Here is an 18,880-nt window from a genome sequence, read left to right on the forward strand (position 1 = left end):
TTTAGGCACCATTATGTTTCCCACCACCCGTCCCCGCCGTCTGCGCCAAAACGATGTTCTCCGCCGCATGGTCAGGGAAAATACCCTCACCGTTAATGATTTGATCTACCCCCTGTTTGCCGTTCCCGGTAGCAGTGTAGCCAAAGAAGTGGTATCCATGCCGGGGGTGTACCAATTATCGGTGGACAAAATTGTCGATGAAGCGAAGGAAGTACGGGATTTGGGTATTCCCGCCATTATCCTCTTTGGTATTCCTGAAGATAAGGATACTGATGCCACTGGAGCTTGGCATGATTGCGGCATTGTCCAAAAGGCGACGGAGGCGGTGAAAAAAGCAGTGCCAGATTTGGTGGTAATTGTTGATACTTGTTTGTGTGAATATACCAGCCATGGCCACTGTGGCTATCTGGAGACGGGGGATTTAACCGGCCGGGTGTTGAACGATCCCACCCTGGAATTGTTGAAAAAAACCGCTGTGTCCCAGGCCAATGCTGGGGCGGATATCATTGCTCCTTCGGGGATGATGGATGGTTTTGTCCAGGCCATTCGGGAAGCCTTGGATGACCATGATTTCCAAAATATTCCCATTCTTTCCTACGCAGCTAAGTATGCCTCGGCCTATTACGGCCCCTTCCGGGATGCGGCGGATTCCTCCCCCCAATTCGGCGATCGCCGGACCTACCAAATGGATCCAGGCAATAGTCGGGAAGCCCTGAAAGAAGTTGAATTAGATTTGCTCGAGGGAGCGGATATGGTGATGGTCAAACCGGCTCTGTCCTATATGGATATTATTTGGCGCATTAAGGAAATGACCAATCTACCAGTGGCGGCCTATAACGTTTCTGGGGAATATTCCATGGTGAAAGCGGCGGCCCTCAACGGTTGGATTGATGAGCAAAAAGTAACTCTGGAAACCCTCACCAGCTTTAAACGGGCCGGGGCGGATCTAATTCTGACCTACCACGCCAAGGATGCGGCCCGCTGGCTACAGGGCTAAGGGGATAATCCCCATAATCGGTCGATCCTAATTTCAAACGGCTTGGCCATGGATGGGGCGGGCTAGGAGAAAGGAAAGTAATGCCTAAAAAGCCCTTATTGAGTGTTTGTATTCCTGCCTATAACCGCCCTGGTTGGCTCAGACGGGGTTTGGAGTCGATCGCCATTGGGGATGGCACTGATATAGAGGTGGTCATTACCGATGATTCCGACACTGACCGGGGGCAGGCGATCGCCGCTGAGGTGTTAAAAAATTGGTCATTGTCTTGGCGCTACGAACACCATCAACAACCGTTGGGCATGGCCCAAAACTGGAACCGGGCTATTCAATGGGCGACGGGGCAGTATGTGATGGTTCTCCACGACGACGATTTTTTTTTACCCCAGGGATTAGGTCGGCTGGTCAATAAGTTGCAAGGGTTAGGGAACCAATACCCAGTTTTATTATTTGGGGTCCTGGTGGTGGATGCCCAAGAACGGGTCATGAAGCGGCAAGGGTTTAGACAAGATAAACTTTTGCCCCCCCACGATGCATTAATACGGCTTTTTTCCGATTCTTCGTTTGTCCGTTTCCCGGCCATGGTAATTAGACGGGACTTATTCACGGAGGTGGGTTATTTCAATCCGGACTGGCGGGAACCCTGTGATCTGGAAATGTGGATGCGGTTACTTGCCCGGTATGGAGTGTATTGTTGTCGGGAAGCCACGGTGGCCTATCGGGTACATGGCCAAGCACTCACCATGGGTTCATTTCATAGAGAGACGGTGAATATTTTGCTGAAGTTGTTTGGGGAGTTGGAGCAGTTAAATATTTTGACGGCAAAGGATATTGAGTTTTGCAAAGGGTCATTTTTCCATCAATATATTTTGGCGGGGGCGTGGCGACAATTGCGACGGCGACGCTGGCGGGAATTTCAACAAGTGATGGGATTGTTTGATTTGCCGGAGTTGAAGTCGTTGTCTTGTCCAGTGAAATGGTATTTTTTGAGAGGGTTATTTTCTTTGCCCTAGTATCAACTTTTTAATGGGTTTTTAATGGGACGAAATAACTTTTTCAATCAAACCCAAGTCCAAATTCAGTTTTTGGGCGATCCTTTCTGGAGATAGTCCGGCTTGGAAGAGGAGGGGGACAGCTTCAAGCTTACCTTCTAGTCTTCCCTCCAATTTGCCTTCCAATTTTCCCTCTTGCTTCGCATCCTGATACACTCGGGTTTGTTTAATTTCGGCGAGATCAAACATAGCGCGGAGTTTCTCTTGGGTGAGTTGGGGAAATTTGCAGAGTATGGCATTGTCGATTAGCTCTATTGTTAAGGTAGCCAGTCGGGATCGAGGATTTGTTCTAGGGTATAGGGACAAGTCAATGGAAATATTTCAGGGGACAATTTTGATTTGCGAATGGCACTTTTGCGGGCTTTTTGATAATCCTTCTCCAGAATTGTCGTGAGATGATTAAAGAGAACTTTGGATTCTAGCAGTAGATCCAGTTCTAAGCGAAAGTTATCAATTTCTTTTTCCCAACCTTTCCCTGACCATTCTTTTTCGGAGTACCAATATTGATAAAGCAGTAAATGAATCAGTAGTCGGAGTAAATAACTTTCGACTTTGTGGCGTTGTTCCCGTCCCAATGCTTCTATTTCTTCAGTTAAATTGTCCCAGTCAAGCTGTTCGATGTCATGGTTTTTAAGTTGGTTAAGGGTAGTATCTAACCAAGCGACATAATCGTCTTCATAAAGGTTGGGGACAGAAGGGTTAGAAATCATCGTTTTTAGGAAATTAGTTATTGGTTGTTGTTACAGCATTTGAGCTGAATTTGGGTGATTCGAGCTTGGGAGATTTCTCCTCCTCTTGAAACTATAAAGATAATAGGTTTCTGTTGGCATAATATATTTGAATCACGGTGATGAAAGCGTTTGAGATAGGCACATCGAAGACACAGGACTCGAATTAATTAATTTGAACTACTCCAAGTGGGATGCACCCCCTATATCAATTTGTTATTTATTTCTAAGTACTGCGGAAATTTTTATTCAGCCGACATGAGGTAGGTATCATAGAAAATTGCAGTGGCGATAATCAAACGGTCATGGGGATCACGGTGGTGCTCTGGCAATTCAACAGCTATTTGGGCAATCTTAGGGATAATCGGCAGAAGTAAAATATTTGATCCCTCAAGGGCTTGGTCAAACCAATCTGTTTTATTTTGGGGGAGGATAATCCGCTGATGCTGATCTAGCCAAGCGATTTCAAAGCAACTGATAGCACTGACCGCCAAAGGTATGGTCTGTTGCAAAAGCTCGACTCTTTTGATTCCTAGTTGATTGAGGTCATCATTCACCCACCAGAGCCAAATGTGGGTATCCAGAACTATCATTGCAATATTTCCCAATCTGTTTCGGGGACGCTATCGAAAATATCCCCCAGTATTTGTACTTTCCCAACTAAATTAGCAGGGGTACTGTTGACTAGTAAAGTTGACTCATTAATATCATCAAGAACAAGAAAAATTTCCTGTATTTTTTTGTTGGGGGGCAGTTTAGGAACATTTTTTAGGTTTCCTAATTGATCGGTTTCGAGAATAATGTGTTTAGGTTGCATGGTTCAATTTTGTTTTGAGTGTACTAGAGAAGGACTAACAGGATATACTGTTTTGGGCTTGGAAAAGTTCGCCGAGGATTTGCCAGACTTCTTGGGGGATGGTCATGGGATGACAAAAATGGGACAGTCCAATTTTAGCTCTGAGTCAGGCAGGGTTGATGGGGGCTAGGGTAGCCAGGTTTTGCCGAGTTTGCCGATAAGGCCATGGTAAAAACCTAAACAAGATGCCCAGATTTTAAGAAGTTTTTGATCAGGCTACGTTGGAACTAATATCGTCAGGGAGAAACGATAAAACATCTAAATACCACCACCATTGATGGGGGGAAATCCCATGCTCACTTCGATAGTTAGATAAATCAATAAAGCGAGAAATTTCTTGATAAATAGTTGCCATATTAATTAACATTTTTTTATCTTCTTCTCGTAATTCTCTTTTTTCTCGTGTGCTAAATGTGTTAACAATTTCTTCAACTTGATCCCGAATATTTAATAGCTCTAGGTGTTCAGCGCCACTGACGTTGGGATAGTCCAAACTAGCGATGTAAATTTCTAATAGCTCATTCATGATAATAATTCCCCTAATTTGCCTAGGTAACTAAAGGCCGGATTGCTAAGGTAATTGGATGGATTACTAGGAGGGAATGCGGTTTCTACTATCCCCTCTGATGTTAACATCAGGAGCCATAATCGATTTTGATGGTAGAGTTGGCCGGGAGGTGATTTAATCGAATCCGTTTTAATAAATGAGGATTGGCTTTGTTTGGCTTCCAATTAATTTGACGTTTTGCTTTCTCGATGTTCGTATAATTGTCTCTCGTGTTTTGGGCTGGACTGGTTCCATTATCATTATTTAATTATTTAAGTTTAAAAGCATTATTTGTTGTTGGATAACTGGCAGTTAACGGAAGGTTTTAACCAGAGTTTATTCAATACCCACGAATAGGTAGGGAAGGTAACAGTTCTATTTTAATCTTGGGACAGGCAGAGTCGATGGGGGCTAGGGTAGCCAGGTTTTGCCGAGTTTGCCGATAAGGCCATGGTAAAAGCCCAGGCAGGATGCCCAAATTTTGATCAGTTTTTGATCAGGTTCATAAATGATAATTTTGCCGATTTTTTTGATTAGACTTTGGAGCCGATGGAGATAGGATAGGGTTTTGTAATAGGGGTTATTGGACAGACGGGTTTCGATGTAGGTATGATTACGGTTGATGTAGTAGTAACGGAGAGAAGAATAGATATAAATGGGATGATTTTGATTCAGATGGGTTAAGTAGGTACCAAAGTTATGTTGCATGGTAGTTTTTTCACTAACGCAGACGTGATAACCATGTTTTTTCATGTTGAGGCAGTATTCCCAGTCCACACCGTCAATGAATAAATCGGGATTAGGAAGAGGGATATTTTTAGCAGCTTGGAGATTAATTAAGGAGCCGGAAGTAATAACAACATCACACTGATAAAGTTTTTCTCTATAAAAATAATCCTGATTTGGATTCTGCCAGTTTAATTTAAATGGTGTTCGGTATCCACAAAGTAATAAGCTTTTAGTCTGAACATCAACAATAGCAGGAGAAATTATTCCAACGGGTATTTTTGATGATTGAAGATAATCAAATTCTTTTAGCAAAATTTTTAATGTGTCAAACTCAGGAAGACTATCTTGATCAAATATCCAAAGAAAATCATATTTTTTATTTAAAAACCACTGGATTGCAATATTTAATCCTCCTGCCACACCAATATTTTCAGGACAATACTTAATAGTATGATTAACTGGTACGACTAGCTTTAAATCACTGGGAGAGTTGTCAACTATAAATACAAAATCTATTTTATGAGACTGCAATAAAAGGGAGCCAATAATTTTTTGCGTACAACAAGTATCTTTGTAACTAGTTATGTATGCCCCAACTTTTATAGTGCTTGCTTTATCTTTAATATATTTCATGCTATGACTTCAAAATTCTTTTAATGTTTACAGGCAATGGTCTCAGTATAAAGTAAATAATTAAAAATTTTAAAAAACCATGATAAAAATAATATAATATCCCAATATTTCCAAATACTAACCGATAAGCTGTCACTTGTATTTTCCAGTATGATGGCGATTTTTTTAAGAATAGTCCTTGCCAATGCTCTTTAAAAGATTTTTTAGAATATAGCCATGATACATTTATCGGATTTTTAGAACAGAATGAAATAGCATCTCCATGAATAACAAGCTCAAAGTTTTTTTTAAAGGCATTGTTCGTATAAACAAAATCTGCCAGGTGATGAGGTAATTTTTGACTATCTGGATAACCAATTTTATCTACAATCTTTTTATGAAAACATACTAAATTTCCGTTTAATGCATCGCATTTTATGACTGATTTAGGTGGACAATTGAGTGTTTTAAAAAATTTTCTTTTTGTGGAGATACCTGCATAACTAGGCTCGGTAGTTTCAGGGTCAATGCATTGTGAACCAATCATTAGATTATGATTTTGATTGCACAAAAAAAGCAGCGTGTTAATAGTCCCTTGTTTGGGAAAACAATCATCATTTAGCCAAATAATGTACTCTGCACCTTTTTTACAGGCATATTCCATTCCCATTCTAATTGCGCCTGCCCACCAAAGATTGCCATCTCCTTGGAGAATAATAATTTGGGGATATTTTTCAGCAATAGCCTGGCTGGTGCCATCGATTGATCCATCATCAACAACAACAACATGATATTTATCTAAATCACCATTACCCTTAAGTATATTTAAACATTTCAAGGTAATTTCCCTACGGTTGTAAACTGGGATAATAATAAAAACAGATGAAGAACTATTTTGCATCTTAAGATTAATTAAATTAAGTCAACATACCATTTTTTTTCTTGCTGACTATAAGTACAAATTTTATTAGGCTTTTTGAGTTTCAGTTTAACAAGAAGACGTCGAATTGGATAAGGCATCGTAATGTATTTATTGAAAATTAAACGAATAAAGATTTCAAAATTATTAGGGTAATATCCATTAACGCCAGCCAATGCTTCATTTGCTTCCTTGATATACTGTTGACGATACAATAATGATTTTTGATTGCCATGTAAGCGAAAACCTCCCAATGGAAATTGAACACTATAAAGATCGGCTTTTTGAAAAAATCTATTCCACAATTCAAAGTCAGCGGCTAGGTTGTAAGAGCAATTTAAAGCTCTATTTGTTTTTTCCCAAAGTGTGCGTCGCCAAAAAACAGATTCTTGTTGAATACATTGATCTGGCAAGTTGTCTCCCTTTAAAAATCCTTGTTGATTGTAGCCCCCCCTTGAAAAGCAGCGCATTGGTCGTCCTTTTTCATCCCAAACAAAAGGAAATAGCGTTGTGAGCCATTCTACTTCGGGAAGCTCTTGAAAAATTTCACTCACTAGCTGAAAACACCAAGGCATATATTTGTCATCGGAATTAATCCAGGCCATAATCTCCCCTGTTGTTTTTGCAAAACCATTATTGATGGCTTCATATTGTCCTGCATCTGGCTCACTAACCCAATATGCTAGCTGGTCTTGGTATTTACGAATAATTTCAATGCTATTATCGCTAGACCCCCCATCAATAATAATATATTCAAGATTGGGATAGTTTTGGGAGAGAACAGATAAAATAGTTTCCTCTAGGAATTCTCCTTGATTAAAGGAAGGGGTAACAATACTAATTTTAGGAATTGATTCGGGCATAGTATTTATTGTTTATAACGTCAGTGCCAGCTATTATCCTGAAAGTATTGACTCGATGTAGGGATAAAAAATAAGTCAAATTGCCACAAAGCTTTATCTTGATTACGAAATAAGGGATCGCAAATATCAATACAACGAAAGCCTTTTTTTTCTAGAAACTGACACATTTGCGGAAAGCGTAAACTCTGGGGATTAATATCAAAATTATAAGTTTCAACAATAATTAAGCTTGTATTTTCTAAAGTTTTTTCTGCTCCTTCAAAAATAGGAACTTCAAATCCGTGGGTGTCCAGTTTAAGTAAGTAAGGAGGGTTGAGTCTATGTTTTTCAACAATACTATCAATTGTTACAACGGGAACTTTTAAGTTAGTGTCATCTGACTGAGTATGGGAAGCAAGGCCACCAAAGGGATCACTGCCATTGAAATAAATTTCGCCGACGGTATCTCCCGCTGCGGCTAAAGTATAATCATAGTTTTTCCATTTTGTTTTGAGGTTTTCCAAAGATTGAGCATGACAAGGATTAGCTTCTATTAGGTGGTAAAATGCTGTGGAAAAATACTTTTTAGCAGTGGCTGACCAGCAACCATTAGATGCACCGATATCAATGACTGTGTTAATTTTAGTTTTTCGGCTAACACAGCGACCTAACGCACTTGTCAGTGCGATTTCTGGATCATAAATTGTAGTTGTTTTTAATATCTTGAGAATAGTTTTTGCAAGTAAATTTTTCATTCTTTTGCTTCCATATAAATTTTATAAAATTTCTCTAGCAACAAAGACTAGTTAAAATTAGGCAAGATTCTAAATCTTATCTTTCTATTAATCAAGTATTTAATCCATTGTTTTATCGACCAATTATTAAAGAAGCTTTCAAATCCAATATCATCTATTGAAATACTTGATCTTTTCATTATCTGTAGACTTTTAATTAAACTCTTGGTGTAATTTTCGTAAAATGGAATAAAATCACTAGCTATTTTATAGCCATAGAATAAAAGAATAATTCGAGGGTTAATAATTCTTAGGCTATGAAAATGATAGAAAACTGGAGAGAATTGGCAACCTAAATATTTTTTAAAATAAGTGACATTCCATGGGGCAAGGGTATTTTCCTTTTGCTGTAATATCCAAATATTTTCAGGAAAAAGAACAGGCCAAACATCTAGATATTTTTGATCGCCAAATTTTCCATCTATTAAAGAACTAGAACAGCATTCTAAGCATTTATTTTTCCACCATTGAATGATTTTATTCCCGCTAATATTATTTTTTATGGTTAGAAATTGGACACAAAATTTTCCATATAGTAACGTTTGATCATATTCTGGTGCATAGCCGTGTTCTGTGAGCAAAACATCTCTATCACTTTCTTCAAATTCCTTAAAAATAACCTGTGGATTTCTAAAAAAATAGAGATCAGCATCAAGATAAGTTACTCTTTCTATGTCAGGTCGCCGTTCAAAAACTGCGGTGAAAGTGAAGGGGGTTATTGTCCAACAGTATTCCCCTCTACTTCTTTCAGCTTTAATAGCTAACAATTCTGTCGTTTCTATTTCTTTTAATGGAATTAGGCTTACTTGTGGTAATGCTAAAATTTTAAGTTGTTCTTCTACCAATTCATCCATGCAAACAATCCATAAATGAAAGGATTGGGCATGGGTCAATAAAGACTGATGTAGACTCATTCCCATTGGTAAAAATTTATGATCAAATAATGTACAAAAATTCTCTATTGTTTGTTGATTAGTATCCATTAATAGCCTCAATTACTTGAGAAACTTGTTGATCACTCATTTGGGGATGACAGGAAATTGATAGACAAGTATCGGCATGGGATTCAACTTTTTTTAAGCCTTGAGAATCTGTTTTAATTTGTAAGCAGGGTTTTTGATAATGAATAGGGATAGGATAATGAATCAACGTATTAATTTGGTTTTTTTCTAAATAACTGGATAAAAAATTTCGATCTTGAGTTGTGATTACAAAAAGATGATAAACATGGTTTTCTTCTGATTTAGGCCTAGTCAATAGTGTGATTTTGGGATTAGAAATTTCCTGAAAATAGCGTTTAGCGATTTCCCGTCTTCTGTGAGTAAAATCATCTAACCATTTTAAACGCACTGAGAGTAACACGGCTTGTAATTCATCTAATCGACTATTTAAACCCAATTCAGGGTGATGATAACGTTCACTTTGTCCATAATTGCGTAGGATAATCGCACTTTGGGCGATCGCCTCATCACTGGTTACTAACGCCCCGGCATCTCCGATCGCCCCTAGATTTTTGGTGGGATAAAAGCTATAAGCACCCCAGAGTCCAAAACTACCTGCGGCTTGACCTTTCCATGTAGCTAGATGACATTGGGCACAATCTTCTAGTAGTAAGATGTTGTAGTTTTGGCAAAGGGATTGCCACCGATCCATTTGACGAATTTGGCCATAAAGATGAACTAATAAAATAGCTTTAGTTTTAGAGCTAATACACCGTTCTACACTGTTGGGGTCTAACAAGCCTGTCTGAGGATCAATATCTGCCAATACTGGCACTGCACCCGCTCGAACAATGGCGAGAACCGTGGCAAAGGCAGTCATGGAGGTCGTGATTATTTCATCTTGGGGCTGAAGATTTAAGCTTAGTAAACCAATTTCTAGCGCTTCCATGCCATTGGCGACTCCAACTACATGGGGAACTTGACAACGTTCAGCCCATAATTTTTCAAAGTTTTTAACTTCGGGCCCTAAAACATACCAGCCAGAGCGAAGGACTTTTTCAACGGCTTTTATTTCTTGTTGAATAAGGGCTTCTGGTTCGGCAGCAAAGTCGTTCATGGGAATCATGCTTCCACCTCCCAATATTGATGATGGTTTTGACGATAATATTCTATGGTGTTTTCTAATCCTTTTTTCAAGCTTATTTTAGGTTGCCAATCTAAAGCCTGATGAATTTTGCGATAGTCACTGTAATAATCGCCAATGTCAATTTTTTTACGTTCTGGAGGAAAGGGGATTAATTCGTAAGAACCTGCTTGAAAGATTTTCACCATTAATGCAGCTAAGTCATTAAGGTTAATATATTCTGAGCTACCGAGGTTAAAAATTTCTCCATCGGCCCTAGGGTGAATCGCAGATAGCAATAGCGCTTCGACCACATCATCGACGTAGTTAAAATCTCTGAGTTGACTACCGTCTCCAAAGACCTGAATTGGTTGTCCTTCGATTAATTTACGAATCCAAATTCCGAGGAAGGTTTGTCGAGCATCTTTGACTCGCATTCCGGGACCGTAGGTGTTGGTTAGACGCAGCGCACAAGAACGAATATGGTAAATGTCATTGTAAAGCAAGTGATACCATTCCCCAGCCAGTTTATTGATGCCATTAACATCAACAGGATGAATGGAATGATTTTCGTCAACGGGTAAATACTGAGGTTTGCCATAAAGTTGTCGAGTGCTGGCAAAGACAATGGTTATGTCGGGGTTATGTTTGCGGCAGGCTTCCAGAATAGATAGTTGGGCAGAAGCATTAATATTTAGGTCGGTTTGGGGATCAACCATGGAATCAAGATGACTGGTTTGTCCTGCTAAGTTAAAAAGAAAGTCTTGCCCTTGCACTAAATAGGCGATCGCATGGGGATCACGAACATCAGTAATATTTAGGGTAACTTGATCTTTGATATCGTGAATATTGAAGAGATTCCCACCATATTGGGGAATGAGGCTATCGACGAGGGTAATCTTGGCATTAAGATCAACGAGCTTTCTCGCAAGAGCAGAACCAATAAACCCCACCCCACCTGTGATCAAAATCTTTTTGCCAGCAAACTGAGTAAAGTCATTCATAAATTTTTTCTTTTTGAGCAAGGATAATGCTATCTAAATATAGATCATCATTTTTAGGAAGAATCTTCGATAGTAATTCACCTAGTATATTAAAGGGAGACATTAATGATATGGTAGTTATTAGGTTAACATATTGATTTGAAGTTACCGTCTTTTTATATAAATAAGCATTGATCAACTGAAAAATTATTCTAATATCATTCATGCTTTTACGGTATTCTAAAATTTTAAACCCATGCTTTTTAAGTAGATGTTTTAGCCCAAAGGAAGAATAACGGGCATAGTCATAGGGTTGTTCATGTTCATCCCAGACGAATGGAACGGTTATCAATAAAATTCCTTGAGGTTTTAAAACTCGATTGACTTCGGAAAGAAATATATCAGGATTAAAGATATGTTCTAAGACTTCGTTGCTAATAACCGAATCAAATTCTTCATCTATAAAAGGGAAATTATCACCTTGATAAAAATAATCTGCTTTTTTATTTTTTCGGTTGTCTTCTGAGTCTATTTCTAGCCCAATATATTCGGACACATTAAAAAGCTTTTGATAGGGTTTACTCCCACAACCAACATCTAATATTTTCCCTGTGACAAACGGACTAAAATCATGAATATTTTCAGCAAGTCCTTTTCTTGCAAAATAAAAGGGATTAATAAATAACCCCAATAAGCTGGGATAGAATTGCTCTCTTTCAAATAGTTGTTTGAATTTAATTTTCATTCTTTTTCTTGAAAATAAAACCTTTAAATTCTGATAAAATATTTACTTTATCATCACCTTGAAATTCAAAGATTAAATCATATTTTTCTTGAAAGTAATCCAAAAATTTAGCTTCACTGAAAAACCAAGAAGGATAACTAGCGTTATAAATTTCTGGCGGTATTTTTTGAATGGTCAGTCTATCATCATAACCATTAATTAAAGCTAGCCTATCAATTAAAATATAGGAAAATTTATGTTTGTTTATCAAAGTTTCAATAAATTCATAGGGTTTTTCTAAACACTGAATAACACCGGAAAGCAAAATAACATTAGGCTTTTCCTGTTTCAAACAAGTATCTATATCAAAATAAAACTTTAGTTCTTCATTTCCAAAAAAGGTTTGCCCACATTCAACAAAGTTTTTCTGTTCAACAACATTCCATTTAAGCTCTTTTAAATTTAGATCATATAAAAAGTCTCTATATTGATAATAATGACATCCGAGTGCCCCTCCAAAATCTAAAATATTCAGACGGCCATTATTTTCATAAATGATTTTTAATAAAGTTGCGAGAATTGGAAAAGAGTATTTTTTTTTCTCTAAAATAAATGAATCTCTAGCGTAGACAGCTTCTCCATTCTTCACCTTCAACATTGATTCTTTCACTTTATCAAGAATTAAAGTCGCATCATAACCATCAGAATTTTCTAATGCTGCATTCCAAGAGGCATAATCACCAAAAAAACCATACTGCTCAGATGAGCTTAGCTTTTTTAATGCTTTCCAAATCAATGGCGGCATTAGCTCTTTAGCTAATAATTTTACTTTTGAGGAAAAACTTGATTTTTGAGAATCCATTTATTGTTAAAAAATGAGTATGTCTTTTAAAGATTGTATTTTTTTAGGCTGATAGAATTTTTTGATTATTTCATCATAATTGAATTCTTTTTACGTAAATTCTTCTGAGTTCGCCCTTTCCAGGTAACGATCCAACCCATCAGGAGCTAAATCTTCGCCCTCCGGCCAATACAATCCTCCCAGTGGATCAATAGCAACTTGCTGAAAATATCTATTATTTCTGAGTCGCCAGTAACAATCTCGTGTTGTAATTAGGGACGATAAGTTTAAAATTTTCTCACTGGAGTTTTCAAATAGAATTTTTAGTCGGTAATTATGCAAAGGGGTGACAGACACAACTTTTAACCACGGGGTTCTAACCTGAAAGCTCATTCCATTTCTCCAATAACTCGGCTTGATTATTTAGTATAAAGCTTTTGATTTTTTTCGTTTGGGTAGGTGGCATTTGTCCTGCGAGACATTCGCCACTTTCAATGGAAAACGAACCAGCATAGTCTCCATATATGGCGTGACAGTGGGGAACACCATGATCATCCATATACATATAGATGGAAATTCCAAAAAAGAAAGCAATACGAGGCATATTTATTTCCACCTTAGAACAAAGTAATTGACAGTTTGATCGTTTTTTAGTTAGATAAAGCTTGTCTAATTATTTTATCTAATTGAATGGCCCTTTGGGCAAAGGTATGATCTTTTAATGTTCGTTGTTGCCCTGCTTTAGCAATACCTTGACAAGCTTCATTATTTTCTAGTAGCCATTTTACTTTTTCGATACATTCATCAACATTACGATAGGTTACAATTTCAAAATCTGGTTCAAACAACTCAGTGAGATTACTTTTCCAATCAGTCACTAAACAGGCTCCAACACCTGTGGCTTCAAATAAACGCATGTTAGATGCAGATTGTGATGAAATATTGATATGGTTATTAAAAGTAACCTTAGAATTAGCAAGTTGTTGATACATACTAAGACCATACACCGCAGGATGAGTTCTGGATACAATGGATGGAGAAATAAAGTCATTAAGGCTTGGACGAGTACTTAATTTTAGAAAATTTTTAAGTTTGGGTAAATCAAGTAAGATTTTATATAAAAATGAATTATTTTTCCAGGGTTGAAAAAAATCATAAATAAACTGTTTGATTGGCAATAAACGCCGATTGAGTAATGAAGACGAAGAAACATCAGACTAAATTTCTAAATTTGTTTCTCTAATTAATTTTTCCAAAAAAATTTCACTTTCGATATGATAATTTGCAGAAATGTTGAAAGTTGATATAAAACTTAACATTTAAGAAAACAAGATCTCAGGTAGAAAGTCGTACCTCAAATGGACAAAAGAAAAATATCTGCCCAGTATAAATTGTAACCATCGAAGCTTATCAATTAATTTTTCTCCATAAATTTTAGGTATTTCTAACAGTTGCAACAGAAGATAAGAAATAAGGGACATTATGATTTGCATCGTCACTCCATTATGACTTTTGGTGATTAATTCATCTAGTTTGAGGTGCGATTTTAAAAATTTCCACAATAATTCTATTTGCCACCGACAACGATAGGCTTCAGCAATTTCAGCATCAGTCATTGTCTTAACATTTGTGGCTAAATGATATTCACTATTGTCTTCCAAACTACAAAAACAAACTACCCTAAAACGCTCATGGTCAAACTGGGTTTTCATATTGTTTTTAGTTCGGACAATAAACAGAGTTTGAAATTCACACATTTCTTCGATGAAGTCCCAGCTTACAAAGCCTCTATCCATTATGCCTACTGTGTTATCAGGGATAAGAGTGCTGACTTGTTCTAGAAATTTTGCGTCATGAGCTTGACCAAAGTTAATCAAAAAATCGACAGTGTTATTACTTTCAAGGTTAATCCCGGTTAGTAGCTTTACTTGGTAGTGTTTTTTCGCCCAGAATAATTTGCTTGTCAGCTCTATAACAGTAGAGTCAATGGGTAATAGTGCTTGTTTGATTACAGTGTTCTTTTGAGTTAATTGGTTAACTAAATGGTAGTAAATCCTATAAAAATAGTTTTCTCTGCGGGATTTACAGGCCTTAGAAAAGGTTGAAATATGTAAATCTATCCCACTATTGTTTAATTTATAGAATAAGTCCCTCATGCTCGTTAAAGAACGGTCTAAGATAAACGTAAGCCATATTTCAAAAAGCAATCTGGAATTCAAAACTGCGTAATCAGTACTTGGTAATAAATGCAGGATGGGCTTGATTATTTTTTTCAGAGAGTCTAGCATAGTAGGTGATATTTACTTGTTGGGGGGGGTAACTTATCCATTTTATCCCCCTTTTTTCTTCCTTTACCTGTTTTTCAACACTTCTGGATAATTTGATGTTTTTACGATAGAGCCAACAAAAGAAAAGTCGTTTTTTTTAATAGTTGGATGATTGATATTTTCTAAAATTTTTGGTGCAAAAGCATGGTTAACATGATAGGATTTATGTCCTTTTTTTAATTCCTTTACTAATTCTGGATTGAGTAGCCTTTAAACTTTCAAAACTTATCTTACACTACTTTATTTTGTGAGTTCTCAACAATTGAGGAGCTGTGCTGGTTTAAATGATGGCTTCACTGTATTAACTCCATTAATGTAAGAATCACAGAGAAGTATAGCATCTTGCTTTGTATAGTTTCCTGCTTTAATTTGCTCCCACCCTTCTATATTTTTTGTATCTACACTTTCCAGCAAAGACTTTTTGACCAAAACGTTCTTTTGACCAAGAGCAGAAAGAGCACTAAGTCGATGATTTCCATCTTTGACGATAAAAACATTTTGGTTGTCTTTTCTTATTTCAAAAACTTGAATGAATGAGTGATTTTTGGGTTGATATCCATGCTTAGATATTGATTGATAAGCGTTTTCAAGCCAAAGAAATTCCTGTTCTATTTTTGATTTTTTGATACCTTTTTCGCAAAAATGGGTGATAATATCAGGAACATTATTAATATCTTGAATCCATCCATTTTGTGGGTCAAAAACTGTGGTTTTATGCCAGGGATATATCCATAGGGGGATATGGCGAGATGTTTTAATATTTAGTAGGTCTCCAAAACTTTGTGGCCTATAAAAAATCAAAAAATCCTGGAATTTTTTTCGCAGAACATCTTTAGGGATTTTCTGATGTAGTCCAAAAATATAATTTTCATAAGGATTAAGAGAATTAGATGCATATTTAAAGCCACAATAGTGACGGCATTTATTGATAGGAACTAAAATTGTCTTTTCCGTTACTTTATTAAATATTTTAAAAAGAATACTATTATTACTTTCTCGAATAGATAGTAACCCCAACTTGACACCCTCCATAGTCACTCAAATGTTGATAATGAGAAATTAGAAAGCCATTTTTTTTAAATTCGTTATTAACCAATAATTTCTTATGATAAAAAGCCCTTATATGAGACCATGGTTGATCCTCATCCTTTGTTATATTTGTAATCACAGGCTTGTGACACAAAAAATTTGTTAATTTTTTCTTGAAAATTTCAATTTTATTTGGTGGATTGTAAGTTTGCAAAACCACTTGTTTATTAACAACTCGACATAGTTCCTTTATGGCAGAACTAAGTAACGGTGTAGGAATTAAATGCATGAGTCTAAAAACAATAGCGACATCAAAATAAAAATCATCAAACCTTAAATTAAAAATATCTCCTATTTCTAGATGCACTGACATGGAAGAGGAAAATTCACCAAATGCTATTTTTCTTTTTGCTTCTTCAAGCATACCTTCCGAAATATCAACCCCTGTAATGCTATTTACAGATTGATAATATGGAAAAAAGCGTCCTGTCCCAACGGGAATATCTAGTAAATTTTTTACATTTTTGTTTTCTAAATAGTTTTTGACAAATTCATTTTCTTGTTTCCAGTGCTTTTCACTTTCTCTAGACGATTCATAGGTTTTTGCTACGTCAGAGTCGTATTTATAGTATCCATCATATTTTTCCATTGCTTTCACTACTCCATTGATGAGAAACGAGACACATTGACCAACTACGAGGTGGTATTGTCTGATAGCCGTAACATTTTTTATCCTCAATAGTGAAAGTAGCTGCATTTTGAATATAATCAACAATATCACCACTTGTTTGGACTTCACCTTTAATTATTGCAACGTTCACATAGCATTCGCCAGGAGATATATTAATTGGACCTAAAGAGCATTTGATTTTTCCTTTTTCTGGAAAAAATGTTGGCAACAGGCTATTAGAGCTACTATCTATAAAATAAATTTCAACATTTGACAAGTCGAAAATTCCTATTGCAAAAGTCATATTTTTAAATGATTTTTCTGCTTTATATTCTAAAAGGATATTTATGGAGTCATCACAAAAAATTCTTGATCCACCATTGGAATTACTGATTTCTATACTAGTAAGCCTTACTTGTCCATTACCTTTTCTGTCTTGGCGTTTTATGATGGGGATGCTTGTTGACGATAGCGTGCAGTTTAAATATTCATCAATAATTTTCCTGATCTCTCCAGTACTAATTAAATTTCCCTCTGATATCAGACAACCTTTCTCACAAATTGCACTGACAGCTGCCATATTATGACTAACAAATAAAACCGTTCTTCCTTCCTTTTCGCTCACCTCTCCCATCTTTCCCAAACACTTTTTTTGAAACGCCGCATCTCCCACCGCCAACACTTCATCCACCACCAAAATCTCCGGCTCTAAATGGGCCGCCACCGCAAACGCCAAGCGCACATACATCCCCGACGAATAGCGTTTTACTGGGGTATCAAGAAACTTTTCCACCTCCGCAAAATCCACAATTTCGTCAAACTTAGCTTTGATTTCCCGCCGAGTCATCCCTAAGATTGCCCCATTCAGATAAATATTTTCCCGCCCCGTCAGTTCAGGATGGAAGCCCGTTCCCACCTCCAGCAAACTTGCCACCCGGCCATGGAGTTCAACCCTTCCCGTGGTCGGCTCCGTAATGCGACTGAGAATTTTCAACAACGTCGATTTCCCCGCCCCGTCGATTTCCCCGCCCCATTGCGGCCAATGATGCCAACGCATTCCCCCCGCTTCACCTCAAACGACACATCCTTCAACGCCCAAAACTCTTCCTGGGTTGGCCGTTGACCTCCTCGCCCCGTAAACTGCTTCACCAGAGACTTAGCCCCATCCGCCAACACATCCCGCAACGCCACATAATTAGACCGCCCTTCTGCTTGGTGGCCAATTATGTACTTCTTACCTAAATTTTCCACCCGGATCATCACGTCCGACATAGAAATCCCAATCGAGAACCGACATCCATCAGCTTACCCAACAAAACCACAACAGCGATCATCCTTCACAAACCGTTACTTGATTGACCGAAATACGATTAATGCTATCGGTAATGATAACGACAACTGACAACACGAATGAAATCATCGGTGACTTCGTAAACTAGGCGATGCTCTTGAGTAATGCGCCGTGACCAAAAACCTGACAAATTAAAACGAAGTTTTTCTGGTTTTCCTTTGCCGGCAAAAGGTGATTTTGGTAGCGTCTCAATTAATTCCATGATTTTTAACGCTAACTTTTTATCTTGTTGAATCCACCACTTTATATCTTCAATTGCCTGCGGATCTAAAACAACTTCCTTCATAATCCTAAGTCATTTTTTACTTTTGTCCACGATGTAGCTTGATCAATTGATCGACTAGCGGCAGTTAATAACTTTTCAGCATTAACAGGGTTACTCAACAGATAAACAGTTTCCATCAAACTACGGTAATCTTGCTCAGATATAATAACAGCTCGTAAAGAATTCGGAAGCTCTAGACAGAGAGGCTCTTGCTCATTACCTATCTTTTCTACCAAAGTGGGCAGTTTTTCAGAGAATTGTTGATAATTAATGGTTTCCATTTTTAATCCTTGTAAATATTGATTAACTTTGTTATTTAATTTATCCTATTTCCTCTATCAGAGAGGGGGGAAATTATTTTGGCGATCGCCTTTGCCCCGCCCCATAAACTGCTTTACCAGAGACTTAGCACCATCCGCCAGCACATCCCGCAGCGCCACATAATTAGACCGCCCTTCTGCTTGGTGGTCAATTATGTACTTCTTGCCCAAATTTTCCACCCGGATCATCACGTCCGACACAGAAGCCCCAACCAAAAATCAATACCCCTCTA

The 18,880-nt window shown here is 37.4% G+C and carries 27 protein-coding genes; 2 read left to right on the plus strand and 25 right to left on the minus strand.

All coding sequences use genetic code 11. The features are described 5' to 3' along the window. Positions 1-13 precede the first annotated feature (13 nt). Positions 14-997, plus strand: a complete 984-nt coding sequence (gene hemB / locus IQE94_RS10030) for a porphobilinogen synthase (protein WP_212717935.1) — start codon at positions 14-16, stop codon at positions 995-997. A gap of 80 nt (positions 998-1,077) precedes the next feature. After that, a complete protein-coding gene (locus tag IQE94_RS10035) occupies positions 1,078-2,007 on the plus strand; it encodes a glycosyltransferase family 2 protein (RefSeq protein ID WP_223341835.1) in 930 nt (309 codons plus the stop codon). A gap of 21 nt (positions 2,008-2,028) precedes the next feature. Here IQE94_RS10035 and IQE94_RS10040 read toward each other — a convergent pair whose 3' ends face one another. The 25 genes from IQE94_RS10040 to IQE94_RS10155 form a co-directional block, all read right to left on the minus strand. Next, on the minus strand, positions 2,029-2,235 hold the full coding sequence (locus tag IQE94_RS10040; RefSeq protein WP_212717938.1) for a hypothetical protein: 207 nt from the start codon (positions 2,233-2,235) through the stop codon (positions 2,029-2,031). Between the two features lie 68 nt (positions 2,236-2,303). Continuing rightward, positions 2,304-2,756 carry a DUF29 domain-containing protein gene (locus IQE94_RS10045; protein WP_212717940.1) on the minus strand — a complete coding sequence of 151 codons (453 nt, stop codon included), beginning with the start codon at positions 2,754-2,756 and terminating at the stop codon, positions 2,304-2,306. Positions 2,757-3,019: 263 nt separating this feature from the next. Beyond that, the gene (locus IQE94_RS10050) at positions 3,020-3,367 is read right to left on the minus strand and encodes a type II toxin-antitoxin system VapC family toxin (protein ID WP_223341836.1); all 348 of its coding nucleotides are present in this window, start codon (positions 3,365-3,367) and stop codon (positions 3,020-3,022) included. Then, a complete protein-coding gene (locus tag IQE94_RS10055; RefSeq protein WP_212717944.1) occupies positions 3,364-3,591 on the minus strand; it encodes a hypothetical protein in 228 nt (75 codons plus the stop codon). Before IQE94_RS10055 ends, IQE94_RS10050 begins: the two co-directional genes overlap by 4 nt. A 250-nt stretch (positions 3,592-3,841) precedes the next feature. After that, positions 3,842-4,156, minus strand: coding sequence for a hypothetical protein (locus tag IQE94_RS10060; protein ID WP_223341837.1), 315 nt, complete (start codon positions 4,154-4,156; stop codon positions 3,842-3,844). 432 nt (positions 4,157-4,588) lie between these two features. Next, positions 4,589-5,539 carry a glycosyltransferase gene (locus IQE94_RS10065; RefSeq protein ID WP_212717948.1) on the minus strand — a complete coding sequence of 317 codons (951 nt, stop codon included), beginning with the start codon at positions 5,537-5,539 and terminating at the stop codon, positions 4,589-4,591. Position 5,540: 1 nt separating this feature from the next. Further along, entirely contained in the window at positions 5,541-6,419 is an 879-nt protein-coding gene (locus IQE94_RS10070) for a glycosyltransferase family 2 protein (RefSeq protein ID WP_212717950.1), read from the minus strand. Positions 6,420-6,430: 11 nt separating this feature from the next. Then, positions 6,431-7,300: a glycosyltransferase family 2 protein gene (locus IQE94_RS10075; RefSeq protein ID WP_212717952.1), complete on the minus strand. Its 870-nt coding sequence runs from the start codon at positions 7,298-7,300 to the stop codon at positions 6,431-6,433. 20 nt (positions 7,301-7,320) lie between these two features. Further along, the gene (locus IQE94_RS10080; RefSeq protein WP_223341838.1) at positions 7,321-8,034 is read right to left on the minus strand and encodes an FkbM family methyltransferase; all 714 of its coding nucleotides are present in this window, start codon (positions 8,032-8,034) and stop codon (positions 7,321-7,323) included. Positions 8,035-8,081: 47 nt separating this feature from the next. After that, entirely contained in the window at positions 8,082-9,056 is a 975-nt protein-coding gene (locus IQE94_RS10085) for a hypothetical protein (protein WP_223341839.1), read from the minus strand. After that, a complete protein-coding gene (locus tag IQE94_RS10090; RefSeq protein WP_223341840.1) occupies positions 9,046-10,131 on the minus strand; it encodes a DegT/DnrJ/EryC1/StrS aminotransferase family protein in 1,086 nt (361 codons plus the stop codon). Before IQE94_RS10090 ends, IQE94_RS10085 begins: the two co-directional genes overlap by 11 nt. A gap of 5 nt (positions 10,132-10,136) precedes the next feature. Next, positions 10,137-11,141 carry an NAD(P)-dependent oxidoreductase gene (locus IQE94_RS10095; protein WP_223341841.1) on the minus strand — a complete coding sequence of 335 codons (1,005 nt, stop codon included), beginning with the start codon at positions 11,139-11,141 and terminating at the stop codon, positions 10,137-10,139. Then, positions 11,134-11,865, minus strand: coding sequence for a class I SAM-dependent methyltransferase (locus IQE94_RS10100; RefSeq protein ID WP_223341842.1), 732 nt, complete (start codon positions 11,863-11,865; stop codon positions 11,134-11,136). Before IQE94_RS10100 ends, IQE94_RS10095 begins: the two co-directional genes overlap by 8 nt. Then, positions 11,855-12,706, minus strand: a complete 852-nt coding sequence (locus tag IQE94_RS10105; protein WP_223341843.1) for a methyltransferase, TIGR04325 family — start codon at positions 12,704-12,706, stop codon at positions 11,855-11,857. Before IQE94_RS10105 ends, IQE94_RS10100 begins: the two co-directional genes overlap by 11 nt. 90 nt (positions 12,707-12,796) lie before the next feature. Then, the gene (locus IQE94_RS10110) at positions 12,797-13,042 is read right to left on the minus strand and encodes a DUF2442 domain-containing protein (RefSeq protein WP_249213947.1); all 246 of its coding nucleotides are present in this window, start codon (positions 13,040-13,042) and stop codon (positions 12,797-12,799) included. A 19-nt stretch (positions 13,043-13,061) separates the two neighbouring features. Beyond that, a complete protein-coding gene (locus tag IQE94_RS10115; protein WP_212717968.1) occupies positions 13,062-13,289 on the minus strand; it encodes a DUF4160 domain-containing protein in 228 nt (75 codons plus the stop codon). Between the two features lie 46 nt (positions 13,290-13,335). Beyond that, complete coding sequence (locus IQE94_RS10120; protein WP_223341844.1) at positions 13,336-13,863, minus strand: glycosyltransferase; 528 nt, start codon at positions 13,861-13,863, stop codon at positions 13,336-13,338. Between the two features lie 141 nt (positions 13,864-14,004). Then, positions 14,005-14,973, minus strand: coding sequence for a transposase (locus tag IQE94_RS10125; RefSeq protein WP_223341845.1), 969 nt, complete (start codon positions 14,971-14,973; stop codon positions 14,005-14,007). Positions 14,974-15,267: 294 nt separating this feature from the next. Further along, the gene (locus IQE94_RS10130) at positions 15,268-16,044 is read right to left on the minus strand and encodes a hypothetical protein (RefSeq protein ID WP_223341846.1); all 777 of its coding nucleotides are present in this window, start codon (positions 16,042-16,044) and stop codon (positions 15,268-15,270) included. Then, positions 16,001-16,690 (minus strand): class I SAM-dependent methyltransferase, encoded by a 690-nt coding sequence (locus IQE94_RS10135; RefSeq protein ID WP_223341847.1) that lies wholly within the window; start codon positions 16,688-16,690, stop codon positions 16,001-16,003. The genes IQE94_RS10130 and IQE94_RS10135 overlap by 44 nt, the downstream gene beginning before the upstream one ends. Beyond that, complete coding sequence (locus IQE94_RS10140) at positions 16,677-17,705, minus strand: ABC transporter ATP-binding protein (RefSeq protein ID WP_255611277.1); 1,029 nt, start codon at positions 17,703-17,705, stop codon at positions 16,677-16,679. The genes IQE94_RS10135 and IQE94_RS10140 overlap by 14 nt, the downstream gene beginning before the upstream one ends. After that, positions 17,702-17,983: an ATP-binding cassette domain-containing protein gene (locus tag IQE94_RS18645; protein WP_255611278.1), complete on the minus strand. Its 282-nt coding sequence runs from the start codon at positions 17,981-17,983 to the stop codon at positions 17,702-17,704. The genes IQE94_RS10140 and IQE94_RS18645 overlap by 4 nt, the downstream gene beginning before the upstream one ends. A gap of 104 nt (positions 17,984-18,087) precedes the next feature. Further along, positions 18,088-18,348, minus strand: a complete 261-nt coding sequence (locus IQE94_RS10145; RefSeq protein ID WP_212717977.1) for a Txe/YoeB family addiction module toxin — start codon at positions 18,346-18,348, stop codon at positions 18,088-18,090. Further along, positions 18,345-18,608, minus strand: coding sequence for a type II toxin-antitoxin system Phd/YefM family antitoxin (locus tag IQE94_RS10150; protein ID WP_162328172.1), 264 nt, complete (start codon positions 18,606-18,608; stop codon positions 18,345-18,347). Before IQE94_RS10150 ends, IQE94_RS10145 begins: the two co-directional genes overlap by 4 nt. 57 nt (positions 18,609-18,665) lie before the next feature. Beyond that, positions 18,666-18,863 carry a hypothetical protein gene (locus tag IQE94_RS10155; protein ID WP_223341848.1) on the minus strand — a complete coding sequence of 66 codons (198 nt, stop codon included), beginning with the start codon at positions 18,861-18,863 and terminating at the stop codon, positions 18,666-18,668. Between the last annotated feature and the right edge of the window lie 17 nt (positions 18,864-18,880).

Source organism: Synechocystis sp. PCC 7339 (assembly GCF_019924095.1).
Classification (GTDB): Bacteria; Cyanobacteriota; Cyanobacteriia; order Cyanobacteriales; family Microcystaceae; genus Synechocystis.